This is a genomic window from Bacillus sp. FSL K6-3431, assembly GCF_038002605.1.
GTDB lineage: Bacteria > Bacillota > Bacilli > Bacillales > Bacillaceae_C > Lederbergia.
In genome coordinates this window covers 5297144-5314683 of sequence record NZ_JBBOCT010000001.1, presented here as the reverse complement: position 1 = coordinate 5314683, position 17540 = coordinate 5297144, and the positions used below count along the sequence as shown (strand labels likewise).

The following is a 17540-nucleotide window of genomic DNA, read 5'->3' as shown; positions in this document are numbered from 1 at the left end:
TCGTTCGCATCTTTTTCCAAATAGGGGAGAAAAGTTTTCGACAATTTTCTACCATTTCCACAATTGTGGATAACTTTATAAACATGAAGTATTGCGTAGGGGCTACTTTATTATGCGATAATATCTTCTTACCAACAGGTTATCCACCAGTACCTGTGGATAAAGGAACGCTTGTTCCAATTCATTTCTTCTGATAATGTAATGGTTATTAAAGGGATATCTTACTAATTTATTCATGACCCATTAGAATTAGAACAAAAAATTCCTGGAGGTGAAGCTAATGAACAGATTATCTGATGAGTTACTAATAGAATCCTACGAAAAAGCGAAAGAATTAAACCTAAGTTCCGAATTTATTGATTTAATTGAATCTGAGCTTCAACGGAGATCATTGGTGAATCAAATAAAAATAACCTATGTTGTTGGATAATATATATAAATATGATTACTTTAGCGCCTATGATAAGGCGCTTTTTATTTTAGAATAAATGACTGGTTTTAGAATCGCCTTGAATCATTAGTCTTTTTTACGCTTATCTTGATGTACACATTCTAATAGTCCTCAGTCACTGCACCTCATACAACCCTCTCTCTTTTCTAATCTCAACACACTTCCCCAAATGCTCCCCCATTCTTATTTCCGCCGGTGTAGATAATGATTGTTTTAGTTGAAACATTCCTTTTTCAAACAGCAGGACAACAGTAGAACCAAATGAAAAATAAGCTACCTCATCGCCCTTTTTCCATTCATGATGCTGATTCACTACTTTGACAGAATTAATGAACATTGCTCCAACCTTTACCATCGCCATAGAATTGGTATGATGCTTAAGTTCTGTAACAATTCGAAAGTTTTTAGCTAATGTACTATTACCGTATTTTAATCCTAATCGATTAACGGGGTAAGATTTTCCACCTAAAGAATATGTAGAAACGACCTTACCATCAATTGGAGAGTGAATTCTATGGTAATGTGAAGGGCTTAAATAAAGAATCAAATATGTACCACCAATATATTTGTTTGCCTTATCTTCCCCACCTAGCATTTCGCTAATGGAATAAGCCTTATGCTTCACAATTATTTCACACGCAGGAGAGATGGTTCCACAATCCTCTAAGATACCATCCACTGGACTGACAATGGTATTTGGTTCAAAATTAATGGGTCTAGAATCAGTCTTCAATCTTCGCGTAAAAAAAGCATGCAAATTAGGATAGGTTTCCATATTATCGCGCATTTCCGCTACATTAATTCGGTAGGCTCTTGCATAAAATTTAATTATTGGCTTACTCCATTTAGATTGCGCATATTTTAGTAATACGTTTGAAACGACCGGTCCATTCAAAGATTGAATAAGCCCGCGATACAGCTTACCCTTCAATACTTTTCACTCCTTCCAAAAAGATTCCCTTAACTTTAATGTCTAAAAAGAATATAATTAAGTATTAATAGATACAAGGCACTTAATTACATCAAAAAGGAAGGGGGAATTTATTTGTTTTTATCAGATGTCGTAGACAGTACAATTAGAAAAATAAAAGCACAAACCGCCAATTTTCTTACTTTAGTAAACTTAGGATTAGGTAGCTTCGCGATTATTTCATGTATCAATGGCCAACTTCATTTAAGTGTAGTTTTTATCTTTATTGCTGCACTGGCTGATCGTTTCGATGGAATGGCTGCCAGAAAACTTCAAATTGAATCTGATCTTGGTAAACAGCTGGATTCTATGAGTGATATTGTATCTTTTGGCGTAGCACCCGCCTTATTATTATACCAAGGTATCTTATTCTTGTTCGGTTTTCCCGGAGTGTTTTTCACTATATTTTATATAGCCTGTGGAGCTTTCCGCCTTGCAAGATTTAACGTCTCCGAAAGCAATGGTTATTTTACAGGACTTCCAATTACTTCAGCGGGTTGCTTATTAACACTTAGTTATTTATTTGTCCCATATTTTCCATCGTACTCATTCATTTTTATTATTTTAACCTTATCATTAATGATGATCAGCACTTTTACATTAAAAAAGATTTAATACAATAAGATATGATAAAAGACGCCTGCATAAATGCAGGCGTCTTATGCGTTTGCGGCGAAAGACCACATGTTCACAGCATGTGTGCATTTAAGCATGTCAGTCGACTTATGCAAATCAGCTCATCGCTATATAAATATAACATGATTATGGTCAGTTGGCTATATTAATTTTTCCGTTTCCTCTCCATCGATAACTAATGGCCAACTTCTTTGTTCCGGAAATACTAATTTTCCTTGAAATGAATATAATGTTTTTTTAACTAGCCATACATCACAGCATTATAAAGTAGGTTCTTCCCTGTATTATATCAATATTTGATGATTATTCCTCTACTCGATTGGATTCATTATTAGTGGAGATAATATAATCTTGACAATTAGCCCCACCTTCGTATATCATCCGTGCCACTTCAAGTTCATAATCGATATTTTCTTGTGACTTTTTATTGTTGTTCATTTATGCTTCCACCCTTTTTAAAAAAGGTAATTTCCGTCCCGCACTTTTACTCATCTTCTTTCGCTTTCTTAAGTTTTTCTTTTTCTGCTCGATAAAATTCGTGGAACATTTTCATCAACGCCCTTTTTTCTATACGCGATACATAGCTTCTTGATATGCCGAGTTCTTTTGCTATTTCCCTTTGCGTTCGCTCTTTTTCTAAACTTAAGCCAAATCTGCCAACAATGACTTCCCGCTCTCGTTCATCTAACACACTAACGTATTCTTTGACTCTTTCTAACTCCATATTTAGTTGGATTGTGTCAAAAACATCCTCCGCTTCAGACTTTAATACGTCAATTAGCGATATTTCATTCCCTTCCTTATCTTGGCCAATCGGGTCGTGTAAAGAAATATCCTTTTTGGTCTTTTTTAACGCTCGTAGATGCATTAAAATTTCATTTTCTATACAGCGAGCAGCATAGGTAGCAAGTTTCGTGCCTTTTCCAAAAGAATAACTTTCAATTCCTTTAATCAAACCAATCGTTCCGATCGAGATCAAATCCTCAGCATCCTCCCCAGTGTTTTCAAATTTCTTCACAATATGGGCGACAAGCCGTAAATTATGCTCTATTAGGAGATTCCGAGCATTTTCATCACCTTCTGCCATTAGTTGTAAGTATTTCTTTTCATCTTCAGTTGAAAGCGGCTGAGGAAATGCATTATTTTTAACATATGAAACGAGAAATACGAGTTCTTTAAATAAATAACCTATTGCCGTAAGAATACTGGACAATGCCTCACCCCCCACAGTTTTAGCCTATATTTATATATATGTATGTGTTGTCGTTGAAATAACCGTAATGAAGGAGATGTAATATTGGGATAATAACTAATTTTCTCGTATAATGTAATGAATACATATTATGGAGGGATTCATTTGGCGGTAGCTATATATGATTTAACATGGGATATCGATGTTTTTTTTAAAGATGGAAGTGCGTCTCGCGAGTTTATCAATCATTTGGAAAAAGTAAAAGGTCAATTGGAGCATTTCCAGTCATCCATCGAGAATTGGGAAATCCCAGTATCTGCTAATGATCAAAGTCTATCTGATCTACTTCATTTATTTCAATCTACATCACAAAATATAAGACAAGCAGGTGCTTTTGTTAGCTGTTTACAAGCACAAGATACGACTGACACAAGGGCAAATGAATTGCGGGGCATGGTGACTACTCTAAGTTCTAGATTCAGCACGCTTTTAACAAGTTTTGATGAAAAGCTTTTAAACATCGAAAAAGACATATGGAACGGATTACTTAAGCAAGATTCATTAAAAGAACTTAGCTTCGTACTGAATGAGCGACGCAAAAATGCGGGTGAAAAACTTTCAAAAGAACAGGAAGCATTGATCAATGCTCTAAGTATCGATGGCTATCACGGATGGGGAGAAATGTATGATACGATCGTCTCTCAGGTTAAAATCCCATTTGAAGAAAATGGAGAAAAACTGAACTTATCTGTAGGACAGGCAGCTAATAAATTTTCCAGTTCCGATCCTAAAATAAGAAAACAAATTTTCCAGGAATGGGAAAAGGCTTGGGACAAGCAATCTGATTTACTTGCGGGCACATTAAACCATCTATCAGGCTTCCGTTTATCTGTTTATAAACAGCGAGGCTGGGACCATGTATTAACGGAAGCACTGACATATAACAGAATGAAGCAAGAAACACTCGATGTCATGTGGGAAGTAATATCAGACAACAAACAACCATTTGCTGATTTTCTAAAAAAGAAAGCGGAATTGCTCGGAGTAAAAAAATTAAGTTGGGCTGATTTAGATGCACCCGTGGGAAAAACAGAAACAACATATAACTACCAAGAAGGCGCAGCATTCATTCTAAAGCATTTTGGCGATTTTGGAGACGAACTCACAGACTTTACAATAAAAGCCTTTGAAGACCGCTGGATTGAAGCAGAGGATCGCGCTGGGAAACGGCCAGGTGGATTTTGCACCTCTTTCCCTCTTAGTGATCAATCTAGAATTTTCATGACGTATTCAGGTACACCGTCCAATGTTTCGACTCTTGCTCATGAACTTGGTCACGCATTTCACTCCTATGCACTAAAGGACGCACACCCATTGAATAGAAGCTATGCAATGAATGTAGCTGAAACAGCTTCTACTTTTGCAGAAATGATCGTCTCTGATGCCGCCGTAAACAATGCAGCAAATGAAGATGTGAAACTGGCATTGCTAGAAGATAAAATTCAACGCTCTGTTGCTTTATTGATGAATATTCACGCACGCTATTTGTTTGAAACACGCTTTTACGAAGAACGCAAAAAAGGCATGGTTAATAAAAAAAGGTTGAATGAACTGATGGAGAATGCTCAAAAAGAAGCATATGCCGACTCACTTGAGGATTACCATCCGTTATTTTGGGGTTCTAAACTGCATTTCTTTATTACCGGTGTTCCTTTCTATAATTTCCCGTATACGTTTGGCTATTTGTTCTCTCTTGGAATTTATGCCCAAGCTGTAAAAGAAGGCAAAGGCTATGAGAAAAAATACATGGCGATGCTTGAGGATACAGGCTCGATGACAGTGGAGGATCTAGCGCAAAAACATCTTGGTGTTGATTTAACAAAGCGCGAATTCTGGGAAGCTGGCGTAAAGCTTTGTATTAAAGATGTAGAGGATTTTATGGAGATGGTGAATAAATAATGCTAAAAGGGTTCGGAGTGATTGACTCCGAACCCTTTTGATTTAACATAATACACCGCGAATCCGAGGATAGTTAATATGAATAAAAGTGATTGAATACATATGTCTACAGTACTTAATATCCTTCCAGAAACAGCTAAACTATTGCTATTATTGCTTTGATTATCGATTTCTTCCATGACTTTTCGTGCCATAACAAATCCGATAATACCTAAGATTAAACCAGCATAAATTACGATTATTGATAAAATACCTAAGTAAAGGAAAGCAATTGATTTACTTTTACTTCCTCCATGCATCCCTCCACATATTTCTTATCAACCTTACCAGTTCCAAAAACCAACCTCGTCGACCTCAACAGAACTAATTAATTTCTCCTCTTTTAGCTTTAATATCTCTTTCGTCGGTCCAGTGACGACAATTCCATAATGTTTTATTCCATTCTTTTCAAGGTATTTGATTCGTTTATCAAGATCTAGGTCCGCTCTACCGTATAATTGTTCCGCTTTCTTTTCATGTTTTTCAAGAAATTGTAATGTTTTTAAAAACTGTTTATGAAGAATCACACTATCCCCTGCCTCGTAATCCGGGGAAGAATACATTTCTGAAACAACCTTTCCGAACAGAAAATCTTTTTGTTCTTCACGAGAGCCTCGAATCATGTCATCATCATGCCAAATTGGGGAGGCAGGAAAGCCAATAAAATCGCCATACCAATCATCCCGGCCTTCAATACCTGTATCAACCGTAAACCAAGTGATGTCAAAATTCATATCAGCAAATTGTTGAAAAACATCACTCGTTTCTACTAACTTATTGAAAGAGAGATAAGCTGAAACGACTGTCCCTTCTGGGAGCTTTTTCAATCTATCCCATTCTGCCATACTTAGATCTCCGAACCCTGGATAAGTAAATGACGGTTGATTCTGTGATATATTACCTGTATAATTTCGCTCTGGATAACTCATTAGTGAAAAAAGAAAATTAACTTTCAACTCGCCCATTTGGATAATCTCTTTACCAACTTTTTTATTTAGATCTCTCGACATCTCCATTCCAAAAAATGGTTTCGCATTCGAACTTGTACTCCCTACATCACCGTAAGGTTCGGTGACTGTCAACGTGTAATCAATTACATCTGTAAATACATCGCTCCGATCAGGATTTCCCCAAGAATAATACACTCCTGTCAAAATTATTGAAGCGATCAAAACAACAATAAAAATACCTAACGCCAATGCAGCTGTTTGAAAACGAGCCCTCCACTTACTTCTTCTCAGAATTTTCTTCTGCTTTTCTACATTCATTTGCAGTTTCTGTTTCGGACTTTTTTCTTCAAGATATTCTTGATACTGTTCTAGTTTAGCTAATTCCTTTTCAAACTCTATTAACTCCTCGCCTTTTAACTGACCATTTTCAAAGGCTTCGAGTTTTCTCTTAAATTCATCACTCATTTCTCATTCACCTTTCTTCCTTCTCACCGCTTGTCGGCCTCGGTATAAAATCACTTTGAAGTTGGCTAGTGACACATTCATTACTGTAGCTGCTTCCAAATAACTAAGTTCATGAAAATCGTGTAAGAGAACAGCATATTTTTGTTTTTCCGGTAAACCGTCCAAAAGATTGATAATTTCTTGGATATCCTCTTGAATAACGATTGATTCTTCTGGCGTATTTCTTTTATCTAATAGTTTCGAAAAGAAGCCTTGCTTTTTCAATTCTATCCGTTTTTGTTTACGATAATAATCAATAAACGCATGGTGTGCGACAGTGAAAAGCCATGATTTTATGCTTTCATTATCGTGTTTATCTACATGTAAATACGCGCGCAAAAATGTTTCCTGAACTAAGTCCTCAGCTGTATGATGGTCACGACTGAGTGAAAGGAGGAAGCGGTAGATATCATTAAAATAATAGTCATAAATCGATTCAATTGATTCCTTCATTTACTCCTCCCCTCACTAATAGCACGATTGAAAAGGAAAAAGGTTACATAATTAACAAAAGAATTATATTTTCTTTCTAAAATTGACGTAAAAAGGGCATTCCTACTCGTTGTAGAAACGCCAATTGGGAAAATGGATGAACTATTTTCTTTCTTAAAATCTAATTTATTTGTATTCATAGATTAAAGCTATTTTTATTTAGAGTCTCAATTCCACCATCATTAGAACCTATGAGAACTATATCTGTCATACCTACAAAAAGTCCGTTGTCCACTACTCCAGGAATCATATTAATACAAACGGCTAATTCTTTTGGGTTTTGGATCTTCCCAAATTGACAATCGAGTATATAATTTCCATTATCACTAATAAAAGGAAGATGATTATCCATTCTTAAACTAAATCTGCAACCTAATTTACATATTTGTCTACATGTCAATTTCCAACCAAATGGAACCACCTCTATCGGTAAAGGAAAATCCCCTAAATCAGAAACATATTTTGTATAATCCGCAATAATAATATTTTTCCGTGAATTTGTTGCAACTATTTTTTCACGTAATAACGCTCCACCGCCACCTTTTATTAATTCTAAATTAGAATTAACTTCATCAGCACCATCTATCGTCAAATCAATTTCATCAACTTCCTCAAGATTTACTAATGGAATTCCCATCTTAATAGCAAGTTCTTCCGTACTAAGGGAGGTAGCTACACCACGAATAGATAATCCATTTCTAACCAATTCACCGAGCTTAAGGATGGTCCAGTAAATTGTAGAGCCCGTTCCCAATCCTAATATCATTCCATCCTTCACAAATTCAACTACTTTTTCCCCAGCAGCTTTTTTAGCGTTCATTCCTCATCACAACCCATCTCGAATAAACGTTTTATTTATCAATACATTTATCCTCATTAAGACTAATCTAACATGAACCTCTTTATTTGAATACGTAAAGACTCAGTTTTTTATTGAAGTTCGTTACTTTGCCCTTGCGTTCAACAGGTTAATGTAAACCAGGCTATTTCTTCAGGAAAATCTTTACGAGTAAGCTTTTTACCGGAAATAGACTGACGATAAGATGTAATAGTTCCATCATGTGACACGATATATATTTTTTCTTTTTGAAACTGTTTGCAGTATGTAACGAATTCTTCTACTAATAATAAAAAAAGGTTCTCAGGTAAAACATTGATTCCTTCAAGCCATATACTCTTAGAAAAACTATTTTCAATTTCAAATGTTGGAAAATCACTTTCTATTAATTCTATATCAAGAATTTTATCGCAGGGAAGTGTGCTCCATTCTGGATGAATAGGAAACATTCTAGGCGAGACCAAGGGATGAACGACTTTACGGCATTTTATATTGCCACTCCATAATAATGCCGTTTCTAGCGTTCTTCTAATGGGACTAATTAATATAATGTCATTTTCAGTAAGGGCGATTTTCTCTCTTAAAGAAATCGCTTGATCTATACCCAGTTTGGTTAATGATGGATCAGAAATTTTTAGGCTCTCAGGTAAATCTAATGTATGCTCGCCTTGCCCATGTCTAATAAAAATTAATTCCATCATTCCTCCTCCTCCTAGATATATCCTTTATTTTATTTATTATAGAATGGTGAAACAACAAAGATAATATAAGAAAAAACCAAGAGCAGCTGCCCTTGGTTTTTTCCCTATATTGATTTAACAATCCCCAACACCAAATTCGCAGAGTTAACTGCTGCTGTCTCCAAGTACTGATCAAAAGAGATATTTGATTCTTGACCCGCTATATCGGATAAAGAACGAATAACAACAAATGGCACGCTGTATTGGTGTGCAACTTGGGCAATCGCTGCCCCTTCCATTTCCACAGCTTGTAGATCGGTGAATTTCTCTCGTACAAATTCTACTCTCACTGGATCATTCATGAATGAATCACCTGTAGCGATTAATCCAGTTACAGCTTGAATATCTTCAAGTTGTAATGCTGCCTTTGCTGCAGCATCTATCAAGCCTTGGTCTGCTTTAAAAGCGGGTGGCAGTTGTGGCACCTGTCCATATTCATACCCAAAAATCGTAACATCAACATCATGATGTCGCACTTCAGTGGAAATGACGAGATCTCCTACTTTTAATTCAGGGTTATAACCGCCAGCAGAGCCTGTATTAATTACGACATCCGGTTGGTATCTTTCCATCAGAATGGTTGTAGACATAGCTGCATTTACTTTACCGATACCAGAGCGTAATAAAATAATTTCTTTATTACCAAGAGTTCCCGCGATGAATTCACATCCAGCAATAACTTCCGTTTGTTTATTTTCTATTTGTTCACGTAATAATGAGACTTCTTCTTCCATCGCCCCAATTATAGCAATTATCATCCTTAAACCCCATTTCCCCATGTTTACATTATTGCTTTTTATCATTTTCAATTAATTTTTTCACTTCAGTTGGTTTCCAACCTTCACCATCGACCCACTCAATATATACTCGAAAAACATCTGAGCCAGCACTTTTTTCGGAAACAGTTAAAATCGCCTGATTTTCCCGGTCTTCCCCACGTTCTACCCACCAAGGTGTCATATTATCTACAGATATATTCACTGCATAGGCAGCAGCCTTTAACTTCTCATTCCAATCTACACTACCCATTTCAGAAGACGACTGATGACCAGAGGTTTGCTCTGTCCCGATCGGTTTCCATGCTGGATTAACAATTACTTTTTCTACATTTGGTTCATCACTTTCGGTTTCAATCGGTTCATCTTTTTCGGTTTCATCAGCACTATTTTCATCTGTTGCTTCTTGATCATCAACCGACTGCTCATCTTTTTTCTTAGAATCCTCTATGTTTTGTTCTGTTTTATCTTTACCAGTTGCACCACTACTAGTCTTCTCTTGATCTTTATTATCTCCACCGAAAAAGATGTAGCTACCAACAAGGATAATTAGAATTATAACGATGGTAATTAATGAATTTAATATAATATTTGTTTTTCTACGCTTTGCTCGTTGTTCAAAGCGTTGCCCAGAATTTTTAAAATCAATTGGCACTGTATCTCCTCCATTTCTATCATTAATAATATCATGGACGCGATAAAACTTGAATCAATAACCTGTCCATCTCATAACAGATTATAAAGAATAAAAAAACACGGTTATAAACCGCGTTTTTCTTTATTAACTAATTGATACTAATTTCACTTTCATTTCTCCACCAGGTGTTTGTACTGTCACTTTTTCATTTACTTTATGTCCAAGTAAACTTTTAGCAATAGGTGAATCATTTGAAATTTTCCCTTCAAATGGATCAGCCTCTGCACTTCCAACGATTGTGTATGTTTCTTCATCTCCATCAGGAAGCTCGATAAATGTAACCGTTTTTCCAAGCGTTACAGTATCAGAATTTAATTCATCGTCCTTAATGATTTTCGCATTACGGACCATATGTTCAAGAGTTGTGATACGCCCTTCAACAAATGATTGTTCCTCTTTCGCCGAATCATATTCAGAGTTCTCTGAGAGATCACCGAAACTGCGTGCAATTTTAATGCGTTCTACTACTTCTTTACGTTTCACTGATTTTAATTGTTCTAATTCCTGTTCGAGTTTTTCTTTACCTGCTTCTGTCATCGGAAATACTTTTTCTGTAGCCATTTCCCTTCACTCCTTATCATTTCACCATCCCAAAATGGTTCAGGATGTTTTTGTATGTAATACATGACAGCGCGCCTTTTACAGGCGCGCTTCTCGTTTCATGACAATACATATATTAGTATCTATGCTATCGTATTACAAAAATGACTTTTGTTCAAGAATTGTTTGGATCTTTGTTGCCACAAGATCGATTGCAACATGATTTTGTCCCCCTTCAGGGATAATTACATCTGCATATCTTTTTGTCGGTTCTATGAATTGATTATGCATCGGACGCACCACATTAACATACTGTGCAACAACGGAATCAATCGACCTTCCACGCTCTTTCATATCACGAAGGATACGACGAATGATACGAAGGTCAGAATCTGTATCAACAAAAAGCTTAATATCCATTAAGTTGCGCAATCTTTCATCTTCTAATACTAAAATACCTTCAAGAATGATAACGTCCTTTGGCTTTACTTGGATTACTTCTGAAGAACGTGTATGCAATGTGTAATCATAAACAGGTTTTTCAACTGCTTCGTATTGCAATAATTGCTCAAGGTGTTGAATTAATAAATCATTGTCAAATGCAAACGGATGGTCATAGTTTGTTTTTAACCGTTCCTCTAAAGGTAGATCCGCTTGGTCTTTATAATAATAATCCTGTTCCATAATGAGAATCGAATGCTCTTTAAAAATATCATAGATCGTATTTGTCACACTCGTTTTTCCCGATCCTGAGCCACCGGCGATACCGATAATTACTGGTTTCTTATTCATTCGTTACTAACACCTGACCTTTTTCTACTAACAGCTAATCCATCCCCTACTGGTAGGATAACAGTATCAAATCCATTATGATCCATGAGCCATCTATTATACGTTTTAATTTTATTCACTAGCCCAGACAACCGCTTATTCGTTATACTATCTTCTGTAACAAGTCCTTTAAATAAAACATTATCTGTATATACACAGCCTTGCTCTGTTAAAAGCTCACTATACATTTCAAAAAATTTTATATATTGGCCTTTCGCCGCATCAATGAAGATAGCGTCATATGGACCTTGTGCTGCAGTTTCATCATAAAGTTCAAGTGCATCCCCTGTAATGACCTTAATTCGCTCATCCATTCCCGCATTGTTAATATTTGTTAAGGCTTGTTCGACTCTTTCCTCATCCAATTCTAGCGTGATTACTTTTGCCTCTGGAAGCGCGTCTGCCATTCTTAGAGCCGAATAGCCAATTGCAGTACCAATTTCTAAAATCCGTTTAGGGCTTTGCATTTTCATCATAAGCAGCATTGACTCTATGCCCGTCGGCTCCATAATTGGTACGCGGTGTTCCTTAGCAAACTTTTCTAGCTGTTTAAAGTGTTGATTTCTAACAGGAAGCAACCCTTCAAGATAGTGTTTCATTGCATCATTCATTTTCTTTATTGCCTCCCGTAGACTCTTTCCGTTTATTCGTAATATGCTTTGCTTTTAATTCATTATGTTCGTCCAATGTTTTCGCATAATATACATCACCAGTTCCATATTCAGCCAAGAAATATAGATAATCAGATTTCTCTGGATTTAATGCAGCTTCAATCGAAGCTTCTCCAGCATTAGCAATTGGTCCAGGTGGTAGACCTTGATTTTTATACGTGTTATAAGGAGAATCTACTTCTAAGTCTTCATATAGCGTTCTATCTAAGTGTTTTCCAAGCGCATATGCAACGGTTGGATCTGTTTGCAACGGCATTTTGTTTTTTATTCGATTATAAAAAACACTTGATATTAAATGGCGATCCGCTTTTTCCGTTGCTTCCTTTTCTACTAACGAAGCCATTGTTAGTAGCTCATGTGTGGACATATTTTTTTCTTCCATCGTCTCAGCATATTTTGCAATAACTACTTGCGTTTGATTCAACATCATATCTAACACTGACTCAATAGAGGGCTTTTCTTCATAAAACGGATATGTAGCTGGGAAAAAATAACCTTCAAGCGGTTGCTGGATTTGCTTTTGTAAAATATCATCTGTAAGTAAACTAGGATATTTAGCCATTAATCGTTTCAGTGTTTCATCATCCGTCATTTTTTTTGTTACATCAGCGACTGGTACATCTAATTTCTTTGCAATGATTTCAGCTATTTGATCTAACCAAAGCCCCTCAGGTATGGTCATTTTAAATAAGGCTTCTCTAACAAGTTTTCCAGTCTGGATGGTTTGCGTAATTTCATCTAATGTCATAGAAGGAGTTAAGGCATAGTTACCTGCTTGAAATCCTGAAATATTATTTAACTTCACATAATATTTAAAAACAGTGCTATTTTTAATAATTCCTTTTTTCTCGAGCAACATCCCAATCGAAGTTGTCGATGATCCAATCGGAACTTCAACTTTAATTTGTTTATTATTTTCTGGATTCACAGGCTTTAAAGCAGATTTAATGTATATATAACCGCCCAAGGCCGTACCTCCAGCAATAAGAATAAGAATAAGTGCGATAATCCCCACAATCTTTCTAATTACTTTCGCCTCATTTCGTCTTTCCATTAAATGATTTCTTATCTTAGTTTTTATATTTAGTTTTTCCGCTTCTCGGCTATCTTCATTCGCCACTTCGGCAATCCCCCTTCCGGATACATGTTCGCATCTAATAAATACACTTGTTCATTATACTATATAATTTGTTTTTTTCACTCGAAAAATGTTAAATCAACGAAAAGCACAGGCACCTTGCTCATTCCCCAATGTTTGGACTGGGGACATTGAGTCTTGTAGCCCCTCGTCCTGGTTGTCTATCGCGTCTGTGTGACCTTATATGGTAAGAGCTTACCTCCACATCATGTTCGCGCGTTACTTCTTATCTTAAAAACATTGTCTATTCATATCAAAAAAGCTGATCCATATTGGACCAGCTTTTAACTTTATTCTGCTGTTTCTTCCTCATCAAGGAAGGTATTTAACATTTCTTCGATCATTTCCCACTCTTCATCGCTTTCAATTGGCTGAAGGCTGCCTTCTTCGCCTTCTTCATTTTGCACATAGGCAGAAGCTTGAATTTCAATTTCTTCATTCTCATCTTCTTCGGCACCCACCGGGAAGTATAGTACGTAAGATTTATTAAATTCATCTGAATCAAATGTGAAAAGAACTTCGTGTAATTGTTCATTACCGTTTTCATCTACTACTGTAATATGTTTTTCACCGTTTTCCATTTTCTTCACCTCATTATTGTTGACTATCTAAAAACCCTTGCAAAATCATTGTAGCCGCCAATTTATCAATAACTTTCTTGCGCTTTTTTCTGCTAACATCAGCTTCAAGTAGCACACGTTCTGCTGCAACGGTGCTTAGTCTTTCATCCCAAAGCTTAACGGGAAGCTGAAATGTGTCGATTAACATTTCAGCAAAATGTTGTGAGGCTTCCCCGCGCGGGCCGATCGTATTATTCATGTTTTTAGGCAAACCTACAATGATTTGCTGTACATCGTACTCTTTAATAATTTCACCAATTCGCTGGAATCCAAACCTTTTTTTTTCTTCATTAATTGCTATGGTTTCCAATCCCTGGGCAGTCCATCCCATTTCATCGCTTAGAGCCACACCAATCGTTTTGGTTCCAACATCAAGGCCCATAATTCTCATCTATTATCCCTCACGATGTTGTTTTAAATACGACTTCACCAGTTCCTCGATGATTTCGTCCCGTTCCAGCTTTCTGATAATATTGCGTGCGTCTTGATGTCTTGGAATATATGCAGGGTCTCCAGACAGCAAGTAGCCAACAATTTGGTTAATTGGATGATAACCTTTTTCTTGAAGTGCACCGTGTACATGTAGAAGTACGTCCTTGACTTCCTGCTCCATCGGGTCTTCTTGAAAATCAAAACGCATCGTTTTATCAAAAGAGCTCATTGACAACACCCCTCTTAAGACTATCATTTCTAGATAGACTTAATTGTTAAATTAACATTACTTTCATTGTACATGAATTCAGTATAGAATCAAACGGTTTTCACCCAATCTGCAACAAATGCAAGTGCTTCTTCTATTTTACTTGGATCTTTTCCACCTGCTTGAGCCATATCCGGGCGTCCACCGCCACCACCACCGCATCTAGTTGCTACTTCTTTCACTAGTTTTCCAGCATGGTAACCTTTTTCAATCAGATCTTTCGTGACAGCAGCAATAATATTTACTTTACCGTTCTGTCCTGAAGCTAATACGATAATACCTGATCCTAATTTTTGTTTTAAATCATCTGCCATATTACGAAGTGTGTTCATATCAGCTGCTTGCACTTGATGAACAACCACTTTTATACCTTCCACTTCTTGGATGTGATCAAGCATACTACCTGCTTCAATATTTGCCAATTTGGCTGTAAGTGATTCTTTTTCGCGTTGGAGTTCTTTTAGCTCGTTAAGGAGCATTTCGGTACGATTAACAACATCTTTAGGCTTTGTTTTTAAAAGACCGGAAATTACTTGGATTCTTTCAATTTCTCCATTCATTAGTTCGTAAGCTGCTTCACCCGTCACAGCTTCAATTCTACGTGTTCCCGCACCAATTCCTGCTTCAGAAACTATTTTAAATAAACCAATTGCAGAAGTATTTGTGACATGACAGCCACCGCATAATTCTAAACTATAACCATCAATAGCAACAACCCTAACGATATTACCATATTTTTCGCCGAATAGTGCCATAGCACCCATCGCTTTTGCTTCCTCGATATTTTTATTTGATGTATCAACTGTCATATTAGCCCATATTTTCTCATTAACAATCGTTTCAATTCGTTTTAATTCTTCTGGTTTCACTTGGCCAAAGTGAGAAAAGTCAAACCGAAGACGTTCGGGTCCAACAAGAGAACCTGCTTGATTCACATGTGTGCCAAGGACATCTTTTAATGCTTGGTGTAGTAAATGAGTTGCCGTATGGTTTTTCACTACTTTACCGCGATTTTGCTCATCTACTTTAGCTATTACCTGCATGCCAGATTTAAACACACCTTGTTCGACGATTGCTGAATGAAGATTTTGTCCATTCGGTGCTTTTTGCACTTCTTCCACTTTAATGAGTAATCCCTCAGCTATAAGTATTCCTTTATCAGCGATCTGTCCACCGCTTTCCGCATAGAAAGGTGTTTCATCCAGAATAAATTCTACTTTTTCTCCTACATATGCCTCATTGACTAATTCGTCATTTTTAATAATTGTATTGACGACAGTCTCAGCTGACAATTGATTATAGCCGATAAATTCACTTGCAGCTTTCACTTCTCCCAGAATTCCACCTTGCACTTGCATCGATCCTGAATCTTGACGTGCAGAACGAGCTCGTTCACGCTGTTCAGTCATTGCCACTTCAAAGCCAGCATGATCGACTTGCATATGTTCATCTTCTGCATATTCTTCTGTTAATTCTACTGGGAATCCATATGTGTCATATAATTTAAAGACTTCTGCACCCGGAATCATTTTTTTACCTTCTGCTTTTGCGTTGCGAATAACAGCAGATAGGATCGCTAGGCCTTCATTCAACGTTTCATGAAAACGTTCTTCTTCATTTTTAATCACCTGTTGGACAAACTCCGTTTTTTCAACAACATTAGGATAATAGTCCTTCATCACTTCTCCAACAACAGAAACGAGTTCATACATGAAAGGTCTGTTAATGTTGATCTTTTTTGCATAACGAACAGCGCGGCGTAACAACCTCCTTAATACATAACCTCTTCCTTCATTTGAAGGTAGCGCTCCATCCGCAATAGCAAAAGTTACAGTTCGAATATGATCTGCCACTACTTTAAAGGCTGTATCTGTTTCATTATTGGATCCATATGAACGACCAGAAATATTTTCTGTTTCTTTTATGATTGGGATAAACAAATCCGTATCGAAGTTCGTCGGAACATTTTGGATAACAGAGGCCATACGTTCCAGTCCCATACCTGTATCAATGTTTTTCTTTGGTAGTGGCGTGTATGTTCCATCTGGATTATGGTTGAATTGGGAAAATACAAGATTCCAAATTTCCAAATAGCGTTCATTTTCTCCACCTGGGAATAGTTCAGGATCTTCTGGATCATTTCCATAATCAGGTCCGCGGTCATAAAAAATTTCTGTATTAGGGCCACTTGGTCCCTCACCAATATCCCAAAAGTTTTCTTCCAACCGGATGATACGTTCTTCAGGCAATCCGATCTTTTTATTCCATAGATCAAATGCTTCATCATCTTCAGGGTGAATCGTAACAGATAGCTTTTCTTGTTCAAATCCAATCCATTTCGGGCTCGTTAAAAATTCCCATGCCCATTCAATCGCTTCTTCTTTAAAATAGTCACCAATGGAAAAGTTACCGAGCATTTCAAAAAAGGTATGATGTCTAGCGGTTTTTCCTACATTTTCTATATCATTTGTTCTAATCGACTTTTGCGCGTTTACAATTCTAGGATTTTCCGGGATCTCGCGCCCATCAAAATATTTCTTTAATGTTGCCACTCCACTGTTAATCCATAAAAGCGTCGGATCATCATGGGGAACGAGGGAAGCGCTTGGTTCCACCTGATGTCCTTTTTCTGTAAAAAAGTCTACATACATTTGCCTAATTTGCGCACCAGTTAAATTCTTCATTAAATTACCTCCAATTTATTTTAAAAAAACAAAAAAAGCTCCATCCCTGGACAGGGGCGAAGCTTTTTGATCGCGGTACCACCCTGATTTTAAAAGAGCAAAGAATATGCCT

General features: G+C 36.7%; 21 protein-coding genes. 3 read left to right on the top strand and 18 right to left on the bottom strand.

Features of this window, described 5'->3' with window-relative positions:
* Window positions 1-280 precede the first annotated feature (280 nt).
* Window positions 281-430, top strand: a complete 150-nt coding sequence (locus MHB53_RS25275; RefSeq protein WP_340923969.1) for a sporulation histidine kinase inhibitor Sda — start codon at window positions 281-283, stop codon at window positions 428-430.
* Window positions 431-566: 136 nt separating this feature from the next.
* Here the strand turns inward: MHB53_RS25275 and MHB53_RS25270 are convergent, their stop codons facing one another.
* Window positions 567-1382 carry a phosphatidylserine decarboxylase gene (locus MHB53_RS25270; RefSeq protein WP_340923966.1) on the bottom strand — a complete coding sequence of 272 codons (816 nt, stop codon included), beginning with the start codon at window positions 1380-1382 and terminating at the stop codon, window positions 567-569.
* A 114-nt stretch (window positions 1383-1496) separates the two neighbouring features.
* Between MHB53_RS25270 and pssA the strand changes: the two genes are divergently transcribed.
* A complete protein-coding gene (pssA, locus tag MHB53_RS25265; RefSeq protein ID WP_340923963.1) occupies window positions 1497-2036 on the top strand; it encodes a CDP-diacylglycerol--serine O-phosphatidyltransferase in 540 nt (179 codons plus the stop codon).
* Window positions 2037-2360: 324 nt separating this feature from the next.
* On the opposite strand, the gene MHB53_RS25260 is transcribed toward pssA, so the two are convergent.
* Together MHB53_RS25260 and sigK are read right to left on the bottom strand one after the other, a co-directional pair.
* A complete protein-coding gene (locus MHB53_RS25260; protein ID WP_340923960.1) occupies window positions 2361-2495 on the bottom strand; it encodes a hypothetical protein in 135 nt (44 codons plus the stop codon).
* A 46-nt stretch (window positions 2496-2541) separates the two neighbouring features.
* Window positions 2542-3270 carry an RNA polymerase sporulation sigma factor SigK gene (sigK, locus tag MHB53_RS25255; protein ID WP_340923958.1) on the bottom strand — a complete coding sequence of 243 codons (729 nt, stop codon included), beginning with the start codon at window positions 3268-3270 and terminating at the stop codon, window positions 2542-2544.
* A gap of 144 nt (window positions 3271-3414) precedes the next feature.
* On the opposite strand from sigK, the gene MHB53_RS25250 reads away from it, so the two are divergent.
* Window positions 3415-5208 (top strand): M3 family oligoendopeptidase, encoded by a 1794-nt coding sequence (locus MHB53_RS25250; RefSeq protein WP_340923956.1) that lies wholly within the window; start codon window positions 3415-3417, stop codon window positions 5206-5208.
* A 2-nt stretch (window positions 5209-5210) separates the two neighbouring features.
* On the opposite strand, the gene MHB53_RS25245 is transcribed toward MHB53_RS25250, so the two are convergent.
* The 15 genes from MHB53_RS25245 to alaS all read right to left on the bottom strand — a co-directional run bounded on the left by MHB53_RS25245 (window position 5211) and on the right by alaS (window position 17428).
* Window positions 5211-5507 carry a DUF4190 domain-containing protein gene (locus MHB53_RS25245; protein ID WP_340923954.1) on the bottom strand — a complete coding sequence of 99 codons (297 nt, stop codon included), beginning with the start codon at window positions 5505-5507 and terminating at the stop codon, window positions 5211-5213.
* 24 nt (window positions 5508-5531) lie between these two features.
* Window positions 5532-6662: an anti-sigma factor gene (locus MHB53_RS25240; protein WP_340923952.1), complete on the bottom strand. Its 1131-nt coding sequence runs from the start codon at window positions 6660-6662 to the stop codon at window positions 5532-5534.
* Between the two features lie 3 nt (window positions 6663-6665).
* Window positions 6666-7154: a sigma-70 family RNA polymerase sigma factor gene (locus tag MHB53_RS25235; protein WP_340923948.1), complete on the bottom strand. Its 489-nt coding sequence runs from the start codon at window positions 7152-7154 to the stop codon at window positions 6666-6668.
* A 175-nt stretch (window positions 7155-7329) separates the two neighbouring features.
* Window positions 7330-8013, bottom strand: a complete 684-nt coding sequence (rpiA, locus tag MHB53_RS25230; RefSeq protein ID WP_340923945.1) for a ribose-5-phosphate isomerase RpiA — start codon at window positions 8011-8013, stop codon at window positions 7330-7332.
* Between the two features lie 140 nt (window positions 8014-8153).
* A complete protein-coding gene (locus tag MHB53_RS25225; RefSeq protein WP_340923942.1) occupies window positions 8154-8732 on the bottom strand; it encodes a histidine phosphatase family protein in 579 nt (192 codons plus the stop codon).
* A 104-nt stretch (window positions 8733-8836) separates the two neighbouring features.
* Window positions 8837-9529, bottom strand: coding sequence for a 5'-methylthioadenosine/S-adenosylhomocysteine nucleosidase (gene mtnN, locus MHB53_RS25220; RefSeq protein ID WP_340923937.1), 693 nt, complete (start codon window positions 9527-9529; stop codon window positions 8837-8839).
* Window positions 9530-9557: 28 nt separating this feature from the next.
* On the bottom strand, window positions 9558-10202 hold the full coding sequence (locus MHB53_RS25215; RefSeq protein WP_340923934.1) for a YrrS family protein: 645 nt from the start codon (window positions 10200-10202) through the stop codon (window positions 9558-9560).
* Window positions 10203-10328: 126 nt separating this feature from the next.
* Complete coding sequence (gene greA, locus MHB53_RS25210) at window positions 10329-10805, bottom strand: transcription elongation factor GreA (RefSeq protein WP_340923932.1); 477 nt, start codon at window positions 10803-10805, stop codon at window positions 10329-10331.
* A gap of 135 nt (window positions 10806-10940) precedes the next feature.
* The gene (udk, locus tag MHB53_RS25205) at window positions 10941-11576 is read right to left on the bottom strand and encodes a uridine kinase (protein ID WP_340923930.1); all 636 of its coding nucleotides are present in this window, start codon (window positions 11574-11576) and stop codon (window positions 10941-10943) included.
* On the bottom strand, window positions 11573-12226 hold the full coding sequence (locus MHB53_RS25200; RefSeq protein WP_340923928.1) for an O-methyltransferase: 654 nt from the start codon (window positions 12224-12226) through the stop codon (window positions 11573-11575). The genes udk and MHB53_RS25200 overlap by 4 nt, the downstream gene beginning before the upstream one ends.
* Window positions 12219-13406 carry an endolytic transglycosylase MltG gene (mltG, locus tag MHB53_RS25195; RefSeq protein WP_445661482.1) on the bottom strand — a complete coding sequence of 396 codons (1188 nt, stop codon included), beginning with the start codon at window positions 13404-13406 and terminating at the stop codon, window positions 12219-12221. Before mltG ends, MHB53_RS25200 begins: the two co-directional genes overlap by 8 nt.
* A gap of 308 nt (window positions 13407-13714) precedes the next feature.
* Entirely contained in the window at window positions 13715-14005 is a 291-nt protein-coding gene (locus MHB53_RS25190) for a DUF1292 domain-containing protein (protein WP_340923926.1), read from the bottom strand.
* Window positions 14006-14018: 13 nt separating this feature from the next.
* Window positions 14019-14435: a Holliday junction resolvase RuvX gene (gene ruvX, locus MHB53_RS25185; RefSeq protein WP_340923924.1), complete on the bottom strand. Its 417-nt coding sequence runs from the start codon at window positions 14433-14435 to the stop codon at window positions 14019-14021.
* Window positions 14436-14438: 3 nt separating this feature from the next.
* Entirely contained in the window at window positions 14439-14705 is a 267-nt protein-coding gene (locus tag MHB53_RS25180; RefSeq protein WP_340923921.1) for an IreB family regulatory phosphoprotein, read from the bottom strand.
* Window positions 14706-14794: 89 nt separating this feature from the next.
* The gene (gene alaS / locus MHB53_RS25175; protein ID WP_340923918.1) at window positions 14795-17428 is read right to left on the bottom strand and encodes an alanine--tRNA ligase; all 2634 of its coding nucleotides are present in this window, start codon (window positions 17426-17428) and stop codon (window positions 14795-14797) included.
* Window positions 17429-17540 lie beyond the last annotated feature (112 nt).

Excerpts from the sequence above, each read along its gene's own strand:
- MHB53_RS25275 (WP_340923969.1), top strand. The coding sequence starts at position 281 with ATGAACAGATTATCTGATGAGTTACTAATAGAATCCTACGAAAAAGCG.
- MHB53_RS25260 (WP_340923960.1), bottom strand. The coding sequence starts at position 2,495 with ATGAACAACAATAAAAAGTCACAAGAAAATATCGATTATGAACTTGAA.
- MHB53_RS25245 (WP_340923954.1), bottom strand. The coding sequence starts at position 5,507 with ATGCATGGAGGAAGTAAAAGTAAATCAATTGCTTTCCTTTACTTAGGT.
- MHB53_RS25240 (WP_340923952.1), bottom strand. The coding sequence starts at position 6,662 with ATGAGTGATGAATTTAAGAGAAAACTCGAAGCCTTTGAAAATGGTCAG.
- MHB53_RS25235 (WP_340923948.1), bottom strand. The coding sequence starts at position 7,154 with ATGAAGGAATCAATTGAATCGATTTATGACTATTATTTTAATGATATC.
- rpiA (WP_340923945.1), bottom strand. The coding sequence starts at position 8,013 with ATGAACGCTAAAAAAGCTGCTGGGGAAAAAGTAGTTGAATTTGTGAAG.
- MHB53_RS25225 (WP_340923942.1), bottom strand. The coding sequence starts at position 8,732 with ATGATGGAATTAATTTTTATTAGACATGGGCAAGGCGAGCATACATTA.
- mtnN (WP_340923937.1), bottom strand. The coding sequence starts at position 9,529 with ATGATAATTGCTATAATTGGGGCGATGGAAGAAGAAGTCTCATTATTA.
- greA (WP_340923932.1), bottom strand. The coding sequence starts at position 10,805 with ATGGCTACAGAAAAAGTATTTCCGATGACAGAAGCAGGTAAAGAAAAA.
- udk (WP_340923930.1), bottom strand. The coding sequence starts at position 11,576 with ATGAATAAGAAACCAGTAATTATCGGTATCGCCGGTGGCTCAGGATCG.
- MHB53_RS25200 (WP_340923928.1), bottom strand. The coding sequence starts at position 12,226 with ATGAATGATGCAATGAAACACTATCTTGAAGGGTTGCTTCCTGTTAGA.
- MHB53_RS25190 (WP_340923926.1), bottom strand. The coding sequence starts at position 14,005 with ATGGAAAACGGTGAAAAACATATTACAGTAGTAGATGAAAACGGTAAT.
- ruvX (WP_340923924.1), bottom strand. The coding sequence starts at position 14,435 with ATGAGAATTATGGGCCTTGATGTTGGAACCAAAACGATTGGTGTGGCT.
- MHB53_RS25180 (WP_340923921.1), bottom strand. The coding sequence starts at position 14,705 with ATGAGCTCTTTTGATAAAACGATGCGTTTTGATTTTCAAGAAGACCCG.
- alaS (WP_340923918.1), bottom strand. The coding sequence starts at position 17,428 with ATGAAGAATTTAACTGGTGCGCAAATTAGGCAAATGTATGTAGACTTT.